Source organism: Diaminobutyricimonas sp. LJ205 (genome assembly GCF_009755725.1).
Taxonomy (GTDB): domain Bacteria; phylum Actinomycetota; class Actinomycetes; order Actinomycetales; family Microbacteriaceae; genus Ruicaihuangia.
On the sequence record NZ_CP046619.1, the window covers coordinates 1,816,904 to 1,832,203 of the forward strand.

The following is a 15,300-nucleotide window of genomic DNA, read 5'->3' on the forward strand; positions in this document are numbered from 1 at the left end:
GTTGATCTCCAGCATTTCCGATGGCGGGTACCCGAGGGCATCCGGCCCCCTCACGAATGCACCGTGGGGTTAACCCCCGAACGCCACGTCAGAGCGTGTTGAAGGTGAACCGTCCGGCGAGCACCGTGGCTGCCACGGGCATGCTCCGCAACTCGGTCGCTGACACCGTGTGCGGGTCGGCGTCGAGCACGACGAGGTCGGCTACCTCACCGACAGCGACGGCGGAGCGGACGGATGCCTCGATCGCCTGGTCCACCGTGATGGCCTGTTCCGCATGCCACGGTTCGCGACCGTCACGGGTCCGGCCGACAGCGGCCGCGATGGACACCCACGGATCGAGTGGAGCGACCGGGGCATCCGATCCCAGCCGAACCCGCGCGCCCGCGTCGATGAGCGAACGCAGCACGAAGGCGCGGTCGGTGCGACCGGCCCAGTAGTGGTCGGCGACATCACGGTCGTCCATGGCGTGCTCCGGCTGCACGCTGGCCTCGACACCGAGCGCGGCGAACCGGGCGAGGTCCTCGGCCCGCAGCAGCTGGGCGTGTTCGATGCGTCCACCGCAGCCGATCGCCTCGAACGCGTCGAGGGCGAGCCGGTTGGCTTCGTCGCCGATGGCGTGCACGGCCATCCGCAAACCGGCGTCGGTGGCCCGGGACATGAGCTGCCGCAGTTCGTCGCTCGGCACATTCAGCATGCCGTGCGGGTGCTCGGTGAGCCCGGGGTACGGGTCGACGCAGAACGCGGTACGGGTGTTCAACGAACCGTCGCTGATGATCTTGTACGGACCGACGGTGAGCAGGTCGTTCAACCGCTGCCCGGACTTCAGGCCCCGCCCGATGACCTCGTCGAGGTGCTCGGTGTAGAACCCGGCGTCCACGCGCAGGGTGTCGAACCCGGCCGCCATTCGCCGCTGCCAGTGGTCGAGGTTCAAGCTGAATTCGAGGTCGGTGATGCCGACGATTCCACGGGCGGCGGCTGCGGATGCGGCATCCGTGAGCCAGGCATCCAGCACGTCGGCCGGCACGTCGTCGAGCGCCTTGAGCACCGCCCAGCAATCGTCCTCGACCAGGACTCCGGTCGGGTGCCCGGCGAAGCCGTGCACCGACAGGGCCGCCGAGTTCAGCCAGACGCTGTGCACGTCGCCGCTGATCAGCACCACCGGCACATTCGCGGCCACCACGCCGACGATGGCGTCCAGCACCGCGAAGGTGGGCTGCCGGGACCAGAGCCCGGGCCGGAAGCCGGTTCCCACGACGACGGAGCCCGGCGCCGGGGGGTTTGCCGCGACGGCATCGGCGACGATGGCCGCTGCGGCTTCGGGCGAGTCGGCGTGCTGCACATCCACGCGCCGCAGCGACATCGCCCACTGGGAGAAGTGCACGTGCTCGTCCCAGAGTCCGGGGATCACCGGGCGCCCGTCGAGATCAAGCTCCAGGTCCGCCGTGTCCTCGTTACTCCGGTCGCCGATCAGCCGGTCGTCATCCCGCCGGCCGATCTCGGCGGTCCGGCCGCCCTCGATCCGGATATCGACGGCCCGGTCACCGAGACGGGCGTTTCGAAGCAGCATTCGGGTGGACCCTCCGCATCTGGTTCACGAGTGCCGGATTGGCATAGTGCTCGTCGGATTCGAGGCCGTGGATGATCTCGACAACCGTGTCGGCCGGCTTGTTCTGACTCATCTTGTCCTTGGCGACGAAGCGCTGAACACGCAGCCGGAAGCCTACTGTTCCTGCGGAGATTTTCTCGGCATAGGCCGCATTCTCTGGCGTGCCATTCATCAGCCGCGGATGCGGCATGACGTGCTCGAAGTGCTCGACAAGCCGATCGAGAACCTTCAGGTTCTCCTCGGCGCTGAGGATCTCCGGCGTGCCAGTCAGGTGCGCCGCGCTGAAGTTCCAGGTCGGCACCGCTGGGCCGTCGCCGTACCAGCCGGGCGAGATATACCCGTGCGAGCCCTGCACGATGACCAGCAATTCGTGCGACCCGAGTTCATGGATGAGGTCATCGGGCTTGCCGACGTGGCTGAGCAGCACGATGCCCTCGGCCTCCTCGTCGAGGATCACCGGGTAGTGGGATGCCACCAGCCCGCCCGCGTCGGTGTTGCTGACGATCGTGGCGAACGGGTTCTCGCGGATCAGACGCTTGATGCCGTCCTCACCGGCGAGGGTGAAGCTGGGGTTCTGTCGCATCCGTTTCTCCCGTCAGCGCTGACAGCTCGGGCACCAGTAGAGCTTGCGGCCGGCGGCCATCTCCATGGCGATGTTGGTGCCGCAGACGCGGCAGGGCAAGCCCTCACGCAGGTAGACCCAGTGGCGGTCGGCCCGGTTCGCCAGCGCGGCACGGTAGGCGTCTTCCTCCAGGTCGTCCATGGTCATCATCTGGCCGACGTGCACGCCGATGGTCAGCAAGCGCGTCCAGTCCCGCCACAGTTCGCGGGCGACATCCTGGGGCACGTTGCGGCCGGGAGTGTGCGGGTCGAGGCGGGCACGGAACAGCAGCTCGGCGCGATAGATGTTGCCGATCCCGCTGACGACCGACTGGTCCATCAGCAGCAGGCCGATCGGCGTCGACTTCTTGCGCACGCTGCTCACGAACCGTTCCTCGGCGACCTCCGCGTCGTCGACGAGCGGATCCGGGCCGAGTCGTGCGATCACGGCATCCACCTCGGCGGCGTCGAGCACCTCGCACGCGGTCGGGCCGCGCAGATCGGCGCAGGAGACATCCGTCAGCAGGCGCACCCGCACCTGGCCGACCGGCTCAGGAGGGAACGACTCGATGTCGTCCTGCTGCTTCTCCTGCTCCGACATCCGCAGCCGGGTGCGCCGCGGCGCACCGATGGAGTGCAACGAGTTCTCACCGTCGGCGTCGACGACGGTGTCAGCCGGCACCGTCGCATCGACGGTGACGTCCCCTGCGAAGTCCCAGGCGCCGTAGAGGCCGAGGTGCACGCGCAACCAGAGTCCGCCCTCGAACCCGAGGAACATCTGCTTGCCGATCGCGCGCGCCTCGGTCATCACCCGCCCATCGAGCTGCTTCGCACCGGCTGCGAATCGACCCTGCGGGCTGGATGAGGCGACCGGATGTCCCACGAAATGCAGCGCGAACTGCCGAGCGATGCGGTGGACGGAGTGACCCTCAGGCATGGTCAGACGATACTGCGGCCTGCGATGGCGCCGGTCGTCTCGTACTCGGCGAGCTGCGCGATCCGTCGCGCGTGACGCTCGTCGCCGGGGAACGGCGTGGCGATGAATGCGTCGATGAACAACACGGCCTCATCGATCGAGTGCTGGCGGGCACCGATCGAAATCACGTTGGCGTCATTGTGCTCGCGCGCGAGCTTGGCAGTGTCAAGGTTCCAGACCAGCGCGGCACGGGCACCGTCCACCTTGTTCGCAGCAATCTGCTCACCGTTGCCGGATCCGCCGAATACGACGCCGAGAGCCTGCACCCCGGCCCGCTGGTCGGCGACGACGGCTCGCGCCGCATTGATGCAGAACGACGGGTAGTCATCGAGCGGGTCAAAACTGGTCGGACCGTGGTCGATGACCTCGTGGCCCTCACGGGTCAGGTGCTCCTGCAGATCCCGGCTGAACTCGAGACCGGCGTGATCGGTGGCGATATGGATGCGCATCGACCCAGTCTAGAAGTCGCTACCCGTTGAGTTTCGCGCCCATCGGGAGGACAGTAGATGTTAGGTCACGTCGTTCAAGGAGGCACGTCATGGCTGCATCGTCGGCACCGCTGGATATCCTGCCCATCCTGTCACCTGGACGGCATCGGAATCCTAAAAAGGGCGCCTGCTTCATGGAGTTCGCGTCATATCTTGCTGGCGAGCGCTGGAGCGACCACCCGAAGTGCACGCACCCCGGACTCGCACACTTGGCTCGGATGGTGAACGACTGCACCGGCGACGCCGCGCGTGGCCGTCTCGTCACCCTGATCCCGTCCGTCATCGGCCTCACCAGCGATGACCGTCGGCTTGACGTGGTGCTCGCCATCCAATCCGCGGCCGCCGCGATCCCGATCGCGTTCGAGGAGCGGCAGCGGTCGCTTGCTGTCGGCGCAATCGTCGCGCAGGCCTCGCTGGAGCGGATGGGCGGCACCGATGTGATCGACAGCGATGCGCTGCTGAAGGCAGCTTTTGCCGCAGCACCGGCCGCCGAGCGGTGGGCGCGCGCATTCGTCAGCGCAAACCTGCGGCACATGCCGACGGACATGACCTCACGGCACAGTCACACCATCATTCAGAGTGGTGTCGACGGCGTTGCGACGGCCTGCGTCTCCAACGCCGATGACCGTTTGGTGACCCTGCTGAATGACGCGATTGAGACTGCGACTCGATTCGTGCGTGCCGAGCACGCCGAGCCGGCCAGCCCGCCGGTCAGTCGAACTGAGGCCCGCGCGTTCGAGACCGCTTGAGTTCGAAGAAGCCGTCGTAGCTCGCCGCGGCGACGACACCGTCCCAGAGGGTCAACGCCATCTCGCCGGTCGGCGCAGGCGAGATGACTGGTCCGAAGAAGGCGACGTCATTCACGGCGATCACCGGCGTCCCGACGTCCTGTCCGACCCGGCTGATGCCGTCAGCGTGACTGGCCCGCAGGGCAGCGTCGTGCTCGTCGCTGTCGGCGTACCTGGCGAACCCGGCATCCAGCTGGAGATCGGCAAGCGCGCCGGCGATCACCTCGTCGGCGTCCTTCTGGCCTCCGGGATGGATGCGGCTGCCGAGGGCGTCGTAGAGCGGCTTGATGATTTCGGGGCCGACCACCTCGCCGAGCGACGCGACCAAGCGCGCGTAGCGCAGGGCGCGGGGCAGGAAGGCGCGATAGTCGTCTGAGACGTCCTTGTCCTCGTTCAGCACCGCGAGGCTCATGATGCGCCAGGTGACGTCGAGGTCGCGCTTTTCGGAGACCTCGTCCACCCAGCGGCTGGCCATCCACGCCCACGGGCAGGAGGGGTCGAACCAGAAGTCAACGGTGGTCGGTGAGGCAACGGTGGAAGAGCTCATCCAGCCATTACATCTGACTTATCTGAGCGTTTGTAACCTCCGCACGGGTGGTCTACGTGGCTCGCGGGCCTTCGGGCGCTAGGTTTGGTGTCGGTCGGCGCGCCGAAGCGCCAGCACTGACAACGAACCCCAGGGAGAACCTGTGCCAGGAGAGAACCTCACACGCGCCGAGGCCGAAGAGCGCAAGGCGCTCGTCGACGTCGCCAGCTACGACGTGACCCTCGACCTCACGACCGGTGAGGAGACCTTCCTCTCGACCACCGTGGTCACCTTCACCGCGACACCGGGCGCGTCCACCTTCATCGACGCCTTCACCCGCACCGTGCACTCGGTCACGCTCAACGGAGAGCAGCTGGACCCGAGCACGGTCGCCGACGGCGTGCGCATCCAACTGGACAACCTCCAGGAATCCAACGTCCTCGAGGTGGTCGCCGACGCCGAGTACACGAACTCGGGAGAAGGACTCCACCGCTTCGTCGATCCGGTCGACAACGAGGTGTACCTGTACTCGCAGTTCGAGGTCCCCGACTCACGCCGCATGTTCGCTGTCTTCGAACAGCCTGACCTCAAGGCGTCCTTCACCTTCACGGTGACCGCACCGGCACGCTGGCAGGTGGTCAGCAACTCGCCCACTCCCGAGCCGCAGCCGATCGACGGAACCGACAACGCCATTTGGCGCTTCTCCCCCACGCCGCGCATCTCCTCGTACATCACCGCGCTGGTCGCCGGCCCGTACGACGTGGTGCGCAGTGAACTCACCAGCAGCGATGGGCGCACCATTCCGCTCGGCGTCTTCTGCCGCGCATCCCTCTCGCAGTACATGGATGCCGACTACGTCTTCGAGAAGACCCGTCAGGGCTTCGAGTACTTCGAGCAGAAGTTCGACTACGCGTACCCGTTCGAGAAGTACGACCAGCTGTTCGTGCCCGAGTTCAACGCCGGTGCGATGGAGAACGCGGGAGCGGTCACCTTCACCGAGACCTATGTGTTCCGCAGCAAGGTCACCGACGCGATCAAGGAACGCCGCGTCGTCACGATCCTGCATGAGCTCGCGCACATGTGGTTCGGCGACTTGGTCACCATGAAGTGGTGGAACGACCTGTGGCTGAACGAGTCCTTCGCCGAGTGGGCGTCCACGATCGCGACCGCCGAGGCCACCGAGTGGACCGAAGCGTGGACCACGTTCCAGGCGATGGAGAAGAGCTGGGCATACCGGCAGGACCAGCTGCCGTCGACGCACCCCGTGGTCGCGACCATCAACGACCTCGAAGACGTCCAGGTCAACTTCGATGGCATCACCTATGCCAAGGGCGGATCCGTGCTCAAGCAGCTGGTCGCCTGGGTCGGTGAGGACGCCTTCTTCGCCGGGGTGGCCGCCTACTTCAAGAAGCACCAGTTCGGCAACACGACGCTGGCCGACCTGCTCGCCGAGCTCGAGGTCACCAGCGGCCGCGAGCTGAGCGGCTGGTCGAAGGTATGGCTGGAGACCGCCGGCGTGAACACGCTGCGCCCCGAGCTCGAGGTCAATAGCGAAGGCATCATCGAAAGCTTCGCGGTGCTGCAGTCGGCTGCAGAGGATTACCCCACCATCCGCCCGCACCGGCTGGCGATCGGCTTCTACAACCTGCGCGACGGCAAGCTGGTGCGCGATGACCGCATCGAATTGGATGTGGACGGCGAGCGGACGGATGTCCCAGAGCTCGTCGGCCGTCCGCGACCGGCGCTCGTGCTGATCAACGATGACGACCTGGCCTACGCGAAGATCCGCCTCGATCACGCGTCGCTGCAGTCGGCGATCGCACATCTGCGCGACATCAAGAACCCGCTGGCCAGGGCCCTGGTCTGGGGCTCGGTGTGGGACTCGACGCGCGACGCCGAGACCAGCCCGACCGACTACATCCGGCTCGTCCTCGGCAACATCGCAACTGAGACCGAATCGACCACCATCCGCACGACCCTCAGCCAGCTCGCGACGACGGCGCGGCTGTACGTCGAGCCCTCGGAGCAGGCGGCGGCCATCGAGTTCATCGGATCCACGCTGTGGGATCTCGCGCAACTGGCCGAGCCGGGTTCGGATGCGCAGTTCCAGTTCGTCAAGTTCTTCGCGAACCTCGCCTCCACCGGCGAACACGTCGCCACCCTGCGCGGTCTGAAGAGCGGCACGATCACGCTCGAAGGACTGGAGATCGACACCGACCTCAGCTGGGAACTGCTCGAGGGCCTCGTGCTCAACAATGCGGCCACCGAGGCTGACATCGCGGCGGAACTGCAGAACGACAACACCGCCAACGGCCAGCAGGCGGCCGCCCGGGCACGGGCGACCTTCCCGACCGCGGAGGCGAAGCTCGCCGCGTTCGCCTCGCTCGTCGATGATGATTCACTGCCGAACGCGATCGTGCGGAACACCACACTGGGCTTCCAGCATGTGAACGACCCGAGTCCGCTTACGGCAGTGCTGGACCGGTACTTCGACTCACTCACCACGATCTGGGAGAACCGCAGCTACCACATCGCCGAGACCGTGATCGTGGGGCTGTACCCGACCGGGCTGGCGAACCTGGAACTGGTCGAGCGCACCCGGGCATGGCTGGCAGCGAACCCCGACACACCGGCACTCCGCCGACTGGTCGTGGAAAACCTCGCCGGGGTGGAGCGCGCTCTGGCCGCCCAGGCACGCGACGCCCGGTAGCAGTCTCCGCTGATCGAGCCTGTCGAGATCCCCACAGGGGTCTCGGCAGGCTCGACTAACGGTGAGCGACCGAAACGTAGACTGTCCGGGTTATGGATGGATTCGATTGGGCGGCCTTCTGGGCTGGAGTCAGCGCGTTCTGGCAGACGTGGGAGATCCCGCTGACGGTCATCTTCATCATCGTGGGGGCGATCATCGTCCGCCGCATCCTGCACTTCGCCATCGATCGGGTCGTGAGCCGCGTGGTCTCCGGCGTGAAGAAGAAGCAGAACGTCGAAGACACTCAGGCGCTGCAGGCCTCGCCATTGGCGGCGGTGCGCGTCGTGCAACGTACCCGCGCGCTCGGCAGCGTGATGAACAACGTCGCCACGGCGGCCATCGTGATCATCACCGCGCTCGCCCTGATCTCGATCCTGCTGCCGAACGCCACCGGCGCCTTCGCGGTGATCAGCGCCGCCGTCGGTGCCGGCCTCGGCTTCGGCGCCCAGAACATCGTGAAGGACGTGCTGAACGGCCTGTTCATGGTTGCCGAGGACCAGCTCGGCATCGGCGACGTGGTCGACCTCGGACCTGCCACCGGTGTGGTCGAGGCGGTCGGCGTCCGCATCACCCAGGTGCGCGACGTGAACGGCACGCTCTGGTTCGTCCGGAACGGTGAGATCCTGCGGGTCGGCAACATGTCGCAGGGCTGGGCACGCGTGATCATCGACCTCGCGGTGCCCTACGACACCGATGTCGAAGCCGTGCAGGAGCACATCCTCTCCACCGCGGTCGACATGTCCACGTCAACGAAGTGGCGTAGCCGCATCCTCGAGAAGCCCGAAATCTGGGGTATCGAATCGGTCTCCGCCGAGGCCATCGTGGTTCGCCTGGTCGTCAAGACCCGCACCTCGAGCAAGGACGACGTCGCGCGTGAACTGCGCGGCCGGTTGAAGCGCGCCCTGGATGACATCGGCGTGCGGTTGCCCGCGCTCAACAGCATCGTGCTCAGCGGCGCCGAAGGCGCCGCCAGCGTGCGCGGCTCTCGCCCCCCGAAGACCGCCCCGCTCGAAGTGAGCGGCCCGAAATCAAACCCCAACGAGGCAGGCAGTAATCGATGACCGACGATCAGACCAGCGGGATTCGCTCGAACCTGACCCTGCGCCTGAGCGAGAGCGGGGATGCCGCGCCGGGCAGCTTCTATGAGCAGGTCGGCGGTCGCCCGGTGTTCGAGAAACTCGTCCGCCGCTTCTACGAGGGCGTCCAGCAGGACGACATCCTCTGGCCGATGTATCCTGCGGACGACCTCGATGGTGCCATCCATCGGCTCACCGGATTCCTGGTGCAGTACTGGGGCGGCCCCGCCACCTATAGCGAGGAGCGCGGCCACCCGAGACTGCGGATGCGGCACAACCCGTTCAAGGTGAATCCGGCCGCGCGCGACCGCTGGCTGCACCACATGCGCGAAGCGGTCGACTCGCTCGGGCTCAGTCCCCTGCACGAGGAAACCCTGTGGGCGTACCTCGAGCGGGCCGCGGGCGCGATGGTGAACACCTTCGACGAGTGAATCGTGAAGTGACTACGTAATGTAGTATGCTCGCGATATGCCTGCCGAAGTGACCGACCCGTATATCCGCGCGCTCGACCGCGTCCTTGAACTCACCGTGTTCCTGAGCGAGGACATGACTCGTGGTCTCGCCCAGGACGGGTTGACCGGCTCCCGCACGCACCTGCTCTGGGTGCTCCGCCAATTGGGGCCGTCGACTCAGCACGCGCTCGCGTCGGCACTCAAGGTGACGTCACGCAACGTCACCGGTCTGGTGGACGGACTCGTCGACACCGGGTTCGTCACCCGCGAACCGCACCCGAGCGACCGGCGGGCGACGCTCGTCACCTTCACCGAACACGGAACGGCTGTCATCGAGCGCATGGAGGGCGAACAGCGCGAGCTCGCCGACGCCCTGTTTCGGGACCTGCCGGAGTTCAACGCGTTCAGCGCCGGACTCGACGCGGTGCTCGACCGCCTCAAGACCCTCGCTGCAACAAGCCCGACCGACCAGAACACTGCGGTGCGTCCCTGATGCCCGCGCTGCGCTGGCTGGCAAAGATCGCTCGGATCGCGATCACCCTGGAGATCGGGGTGTGGCGCAGTCTCTGGCGATTGATCAGCCGCCGGCCGAACATCCCGACGGGTGCGCAGCCGTTCGGCTACACCAAGCCGATCCTGTCGATCATGATCATCTTCATCGTGCTGTCGGCGATTGAGATCCCGATCGTGGACCTCATCGTGCACCAGTGGCCCACCGTGCGGATCATCGCGCTGATCCTCGGCATCTGGGGCGTCACCTTCATGATCGGGTTTCTTGCCGCAATGCTCACGAACCCGCACGCTGTGAGCGAGCAGGCGCTGCATATCCGGCACGGCGCCGGTCTCGACATCCGAATCGACTGGGACGATATCGAGAGCATCCACTCGGTGCGCAGCGGCCTCGCCGAGTCGAAGACCGTCCAACTGACCGACACCGCCTCGGGCACCGCGCTGCACGTCGCGATCCAGAGCGAGACGAACGTGGATGTCCGGCTGCGGCACCCGGTGACCGTCACCCTGCCGAAGGGCGAGGCGACGATCACCGAGGCGCACTTCCGCGCCGATGACCCGGACACGCTTGTGAGCAGTGCCCGGGCCCGACTGAGCTCGAACGTCTGAGCTCGAACGTCTGAGCTCGAACGTCTGAGCAGGGCGGCTGAGCAGGGTGCGGCTGAGCCCAGCGCCTTAGGCGGCCGCCTCCGTGGAGCGCACCAGCTCGGCCAGACCATCGGCGAGGGACGTGGTCGGCCGGCCGATCAACCGGGACAGGTCACCGGTCATGACCTCCAGGATGCCCTCCCGGATGTTTCCGTCCAGCGCCGCAAGGAAGCCCGCGGTGCCCTGGTCCAGGCCGACCTCGACGAGGTGCGCGATGAGTTCCTCGGCGGGTACGTCGCGGAAGACCACGGGTCGACCGATCAGCTCACCGATCGTCGATGCGAGCTCGTCGTAGTGCCAGGCAATGTCGCCGGCAAGCTCGTACACGGCGCCCTCGTGGCCGGACTCGGTCAGCACCACGGCGGCTGCCTCGGCGTAGTCCTTGCGCGAGGCGCTCGCCACGCGGCCGTCGCCGACGCTTGCGACGATTGCGCCGGTCACGCGCGCGGCCTCGATGGTCTGCGCGTAGTTCTCGGTGTACCAGCCGTTCCGCAGGAAGGTGAACGGGATGCCGGACTGGATGATCAACTGCTCGGTCACCTTGTGCTCGGGGGCGAGCACCAGCGTCGTCTCCTGCGCATCAGGGGTGCTCGTGTAGGCCACCTGCTTGATCCCTGCTGCCTTGGCCGCCTCGAGCACGTTCGTATGCTGGGCTACGCGCTGGCCGACCTCGCTGCCCGAGATCATGAGCAGCTTGTCGGCGCCGGCGAAGGCAGCCGTGAGGGATGCCTCGTCGGAGTACTCTGCCTGACGGGTCTGCACGCCGAGAGCACCGAGCGCCGCCAGTTTGTCGGCCGAACGGCCGACCGCAATCAGGTCGGCGGCTTCGATTCCCCGTTCCAGCAGGGCGTCGATGGCGAGGCGTCCGAGGTGTCCAGTAGCTCCGGTCACGGCAATTGTCATGAGGTTCCTTTCGGTTGGATCCCCGACTGCAACCGGTTGCCGCCGCGGGGCATTCCCCCGGATCGTTAGATTGGGCAGAATCGTTCACCCCGACGAAGGAGCGACGGATGCCCCGACCCACGCCCGGCATGACCGGAACCTTCGACACGATCATCATCGGCGCGGGGCTGGCCGGTCTCGTCACCGCGGCTGAGCTCCTCGACGCCGGACGGCGGGTGATCATCCTCGAGCAGGAGCCGGAGGCAAGTCTGGGCGGCCAGGCGTGGTGGTCGTTCGGCGGCCTGTTTCTCGTGAACTCCCCCGAGCAGCGCCGGATGGGTGTGCGCGACAGCCACGCCCTCGCCCGGCAGGACTGGCACGGCACGGCGGGCTTCGACCGCGAGGACGACGACTGGGGGCGCGCCTGGGCGGAGGCCTACGTCGCCTTCGCCGCGAACGAGAAACGCGACTGGCTCGCCGAGATCGGCGTGAAGGTGTTTCCGATCGTCGGCTGGGCGGAACGCGGTGGCGGAGGGGCGGCCGGCCCCGGCAACTCAGTCCCCCGCTTCCACATCGTCTGGGGCACAGGACCAGCCCTGCTGGCACCGTTCATCGAGCGGGTCAGGGTCGGCATCCGCCGCGGAATGTGCGACATCCGCTACCGGCACAAGGCCGACGGGCTGGTTGTCTCAAACGGGGCGGTCGTCGGCGTGCGCGGCACCGTGCTGCGCCCCGACAACGCGGGCCGTGGCTTCGCGAGCAACCGGGAGGTCGTCGATGAGTTCGAACTGCACTCGCGCACGGTCGTGGTGGCGAGCGGTGGCATCGGCGGCAACCACGACCTGGTGCGTGAATTCTGGCCGAGCCGGATGGGAACCCCACCGGCGTCGATGCTCTCGGGCGTGCCTGCCCATGTCGACGGCCGCATGCTGGGCATCGCGGAGGCTGCCGGGGCGCGACTGGTGAACCGGGATCGGATGTGGCACTACACCGAGGGCATCACGAACTGGAATCCGGTGTGGGCAGGCCACGGCATCCGGATCCTGCCAGGGCCGTCCTCGCTCTGGTTTGACGCGCGCGGACGGCGACTGCCAGGCCCGCTCTACCCCGGCTTCGACACGCTGGGCACACTCGCGCACCTGCGCCGGGTGGGCTACGACCACAGCTGGTTCGTGCTCACCCAGAAGATCATCGAGAAGGAGTTCGCCCTCTCGGGCAGTGAGCAGAACCCGGATCTCACCGGCCGCAGCATCGCCCGGCTGCTGCGGCGGCTCGGTCCCGGCGCGCCAGGGCCGGTCGAGGCATTCAAGAAGAACGGGTCCGACTTCGTCGTGGCCGACACCCTCGACGAACTGTTCGGCGGCATGCAGGCACTCTCCCCCGACGTCGAGATCGATCTGACCAGCCTGCGCACCGAGATCGAGTCCCATGATCGCGCGCTCGACAACCGATTCGGCAAGGACAGCCAACTGACGGCGGTGCGGGCGGCCAGGAACTACCGGGGCGACCGGCTGATCCGGGTAGCCAGCCCGCACCGCATCCTCGACCGGCGTTCAGGCCCGCTGATTGCGGTGAAGCTGCACACCCTGACCAGGAAGACGCTCGGCGGACTGCAGACCGACCTCAGCGGGCGGGTACTCGGCGTGGACAAGAAACCCATGCGCGGCCTGTACGCGGTCGGAGAAGCGGCCGGCTTCGGCGGGGGCGGCATGCATGGCTACCGCTCACTCGAAGGCACGTTCCTGGGCGGCTGCCTGTTCACCGGGCGGGTCACCGGACGGGCGATTGCCGCGAGCCTGTGACGGGTCCAGCTCAGCGCGCGGTCAGGGCGCGATCGACCAGGACCGCCGCTTGACCAGCACGTGGCCGCGGGCGGTGCTGAGACGGGTCCACGGACCGGTCTCATGCAGGCTGACCTCATCGTCGGCGAGGAAGCCGAGGCTCACGGCGGCGAACGCCGCACCGGCGGGCACGTGCTCGAGACCGTCGATTCCGCGTCCCCAGACATCGCTGCGCACCTTGTGCACGATCTGCTCACCGGCGCCGTTCGGCACGGCCCCGGCAACCTGGTCGATGCCGGCACGGGCGGAGGCATCCAGCACCGAGGCGTCCGCTTGACCGCGACGCTCCCAGCCGCCTCGGGGCGGGGTGATCGCGGTCCAGGTCACAGTGTTCACGCCGAGCGGCAGCGTCATCTCGACCGGGGCGGCGGGATCGGTGACCTCGCCCTTCTTGCGTTCCAGCCGCTCGATCAGTGAACGCACCGGAACGACCTCGTCAAAGGTCGCCGTCTCAGCGAGGGCGAACGTGCGCAGGCCGAGCACCGTCGGAGTCTCGTCCATCAGGCCGATCGGGTAGAGCACGGCGACGTAGACGGCGAGCACCGCCGAGTCGGCGATCAACCGGACGGATCCCTCTTCGACCCGCGCGGCACGGCCGAGAAGGGTGTGAAGGTCGTCGAGGGCGTAGGAATCCACGAGGGTAAATGTGCTGCTCATCTGCTTCTAAACTTACATGCGATGACCGACCTGACTCCCACCGCCCTCGGCGGCATGCTGCACACGCTCGATCTCGTCGACACCGGCGCCCGGACCAGCGAGGACATCTTCACCGGACCAAGCCAGAGGATGCCGCATGGCCGGGTCTTCGGTGGCCAGGTTCTCGCGCAGTCCCTGGTCGCCGCGATGCGCACGGTCGACGACCGGACGGTGCACTCACTGCACGGCTACTTCCTGCGTGCCGGCGACAGCGACCTGCCGATCACGTTCTCGGTCGACCGCATTCACGACGGTCGCTCGTTCAGCACCCGGCGGGTGCAGGCTTACCAGCATGGACTGCCAATTCTGTCGATGATCCTGTCGTTCCAGACCGAGGATGTCGGACTGGAACACCAGGTCGAGATGCCGGATGACATTCCCGAGCCGGACAGCCTGCCAACGATTGAGAACATCCTCGTCGCGGTGGGTGCCGGTGAGACGGCTGCGCAGTTCGCGCAGGGTCGGGCGTTCGACCTGCGCCACGTCGAGGGTCCGGTGTACTTCAGCGCCGACGGCGAGCGGGTTGCGCATCAGGCCGTCTGGATGCGCGCGATGGGCACAATGCCGGATGACCCGAACCTGCACCGTGCCGCGCTCGCCTACGGCAGTGACTACTCGCTCCTCGAGCCGATCTTCCGCCGGCACGGGATCGCGTGGATCACACCGGGACTCAAGACCGCGAGCCTCGACCACGCCATGTGGTGGCACCGACCGGCGCGAGTCGACGAGTGGCTGCTGTACGTGCAGGAGTCGCCGAGCGCCACCGGTGGTCGCGGGCTGTCTCTCGGCCGGTTTTACACGCGTGACGGCGTGCTCGTCGCGAGTGTCGCCCAGGAGGGCATGGTTCGGCTCCCGCAGTACAAGAGCTGAGCCAGTACAAGAGCTGAGCCAGTTCGAGAGCTGAGCCAGGGCAAGAACCGGGCAGGTTTGTTTGGCACTGCGCGCCGGGATTGCCCTGGTTACGGTTCGCGGTCAGCGGGCGTGCTTGAACTTAACCGGCTCGTCGACGTAGGGCAGCCAGGCTTCCCGCTCGTGCGCGCTGATCCGTCGGGGTGTTCCCTGTCGGGAGTCCACGAGCACAACCGTTGTCGTCGCTCGGGCGTACACCGCGAACGGTTCCGCGCCGAGTGGCGTGCAGACCTCGTAGCAGACGTCGAGGCTCGCCCCGCCGAGGCGACCGATCCACAGTTGCACATCGAGCGGTTGCCGCAGGTACGGTACTGCCCCGAGATACTCGATCTCCTGCCGGGCGATCAGGGTCACGGTGTCGGCCTCAGGTCCGGCAGCAATCACCGCAGTGGAAGCTCCGACGGCGTGCTCGCCGCCCACGAGGGACTCGTCGAGCCAGAACGCCTGGATGCGCGCCTCCTCCAGGAGGCGCAGCATCGAGGCATTGTTGACGTGACCGTAAGCATCCAGATCCGACCAGCGCACCCGGATCGGGACATGCAACCGTGCCATC

General features: G+C 67.0%; 16 protein-coding genes. 8 read left to right on the forward strand and 8 right to left on the reverse strand.

Translation table 11 applies throughout. The features are described 5' to 3' along the window. Positions 1-88: 88 nt before the first annotated feature. From GO591_RS08725 to GO591_RS08740, 4 genes are read right to left on the reverse strand one after another with little or no spacing between them, the layout of a single operon-like run. Positions 89-1,567 carry an amidohydrolase gene (locus GO591_RS08725; RefSeq protein WP_157156463.1) on the reverse strand — a complete coding sequence of 493 codons (1,479 nt, stop codon included), beginning with the start codon at positions 1,565-1,567 and terminating at the stop codon, positions 89-91. Then, on the reverse strand, positions 1,539-2,189 hold the full coding sequence (locus tag GO591_RS08730) for an FMN-binding negative transcriptional regulator (protein WP_157156464.1): 651 nt from the start codon (positions 2,187-2,189) through the stop codon (positions 1,539-1,541). The genes GO591_RS08725 and GO591_RS08730 overlap by 29 nt, the downstream gene beginning before the upstream one ends. Positions 2,190-2,201: 12 nt before the next feature. Then, a complete protein-coding gene (locus tag GO591_RS08735) occupies positions 2,202-3,143 on the reverse strand; it encodes an Fpg/Nei family DNA glycosylase (RefSeq protein ID WP_157156465.1) in 942 nt (313 codons plus the stop codon). Positions 3,144-3,145: 2 nt separating this feature from the next. Then, positions 3,146-3,631 (reverse strand): ribose-5-phosphate isomerase, encoded by a 486-nt coding sequence (locus tag GO591_RS08740; protein WP_157156466.1) that lies wholly within the window; start codon positions 3,629-3,631, stop codon positions 3,146-3,148. 89 nt (positions 3,632-3,720) lie between these two features. Between GO591_RS08740 and GO591_RS08745 the strand changes: the two genes are divergently transcribed. Further along, positions 3,721-4,419: a hypothetical protein gene (locus tag GO591_RS08745; RefSeq protein ID WP_232466108.1), complete on the forward strand. Its 699-nt coding sequence runs from the start codon at positions 3,721-3,723 to the stop codon at positions 4,417-4,419. On the opposite strand, the gene GO591_RS08750 is transcribed toward GO591_RS08745, so the two are convergent. Beyond that, entirely contained in the window at positions 4,382-5,005 is a 624-nt protein-coding gene (locus GO591_RS08750) for a mycothiol-dependent nitroreductase Rv2466c family protein (protein WP_157156467.1), read from the reverse strand. The two genes, GO591_RS08745 and GO591_RS08750, sit on opposite strands and share 38 nt — an antisense overlap. A gap of 142 nt (positions 5,006-5,147) precedes the next feature. Here GO591_RS08750 and pepN point away from each other — a divergent pair, with 142 nt between their 5' ends. The 5 genes from pepN to GO591_RS08775 all read left to right on the forward strand — a co-directional run bounded on the left by pepN (position 5,148) and on the right by GO591_RS08775 (position 10,380). Then, positions 5,148-7,694 carry an aminopeptidase N gene (gene pepN, locus GO591_RS08755; protein WP_157156468.1) on the forward strand — a complete coding sequence of 849 codons (2,547 nt, stop codon included), beginning with the start codon at positions 5,148-5,150 and terminating at the stop codon, positions 7,692-7,694. Between the two features lie 92 nt (positions 7,695-7,786). Further along, positions 7,787-8,794, forward strand: coding sequence for a mechanosensitive ion channel family protein (locus GO591_RS08760; RefSeq protein WP_157156469.1), 1,008 nt, complete (start codon positions 7,787-7,789; stop codon positions 8,792-8,794). Then, positions 8,791-9,240, forward strand: coding sequence for a globin (locus GO591_RS08765; protein ID WP_157156470.1), 450 nt, complete (start codon positions 8,791-8,793; stop codon positions 9,238-9,240). Before GO591_RS08760 ends, GO591_RS08765 begins: the two co-directional genes overlap by 4 nt. Positions 9,241-9,277: 37 nt before the next feature. Then, on the forward strand, positions 9,278-9,754 hold the full coding sequence (locus tag GO591_RS08770; protein ID WP_157156471.1) for a MarR family winged helix-turn-helix transcriptional regulator: 477 nt from the start codon (positions 9,278-9,280) through the stop codon (positions 9,752-9,754). Beyond that, entirely contained in the window at positions 9,754-10,380 is a 627-nt protein-coding gene (locus GO591_RS08775; RefSeq protein WP_157156472.1) for a hypothetical protein, read from the forward strand. The genes GO591_RS08770 and GO591_RS08775 overlap by 1 nt, the downstream gene beginning before the upstream one ends. A 66-nt stretch (positions 10,381-10,446) precedes the next feature. Here the strand turns inward: GO591_RS08775 and GO591_RS08780 are convergent, their stop codons facing one another. Continuing rightward, positions 10,447-11,322, reverse strand: a complete 876-nt coding sequence (locus GO591_RS08780) for an SDR family oxidoreductase (RefSeq protein WP_157156473.1) — start codon at positions 11,320-11,322, stop codon at positions 10,447-10,449. 107 nt (positions 11,323-11,429) lie between these two features. On the opposite strand from GO591_RS08780, the gene GO591_RS08785 reads away from it, so the two are divergent. After that, entirely contained in the window at positions 11,430-13,103 is a 1,674-nt protein-coding gene (locus GO591_RS08785; RefSeq protein ID WP_232466109.1) for an FAD-binding dehydrogenase, read from the forward strand. Positions 13,104-13,124: 21 nt separating this feature from the next. Here GO591_RS08785 and GO591_RS08790 read toward each other — a convergent pair whose 3' ends face one another. After that, complete coding sequence (locus GO591_RS08790) at positions 13,125-13,799, reverse strand: DUF8185 domain-containing protein (RefSeq protein ID WP_157156474.1); 675 nt, start codon at positions 13,797-13,799, stop codon at positions 13,125-13,127. A 21-nt stretch (positions 13,800-13,820) separates the two neighbouring features. On the opposite strand from GO591_RS08790, the gene GO591_RS08795 reads away from it, so the two are divergent. Further along, complete coding sequence (locus GO591_RS08795) at positions 13,821-14,708, forward strand: acyl-CoA thioesterase (protein WP_157156475.1); 888 nt, start codon at positions 13,821-13,823, stop codon at positions 14,706-14,708. 102 nt (positions 14,709-14,810) lie between these two features. Here GO591_RS08795 and GO591_RS08800 read toward each other — a convergent pair whose 3' ends face one another. After that, positions 14,811-15,299, reverse strand: coding sequence for an acyl-CoA thioesterase (locus GO591_RS08800; protein WP_157156476.1), 489 nt, complete (start codon positions 15,297-15,299; stop codon positions 14,811-14,813). Position 15,300: the final 1 nt, after the last annotated feature.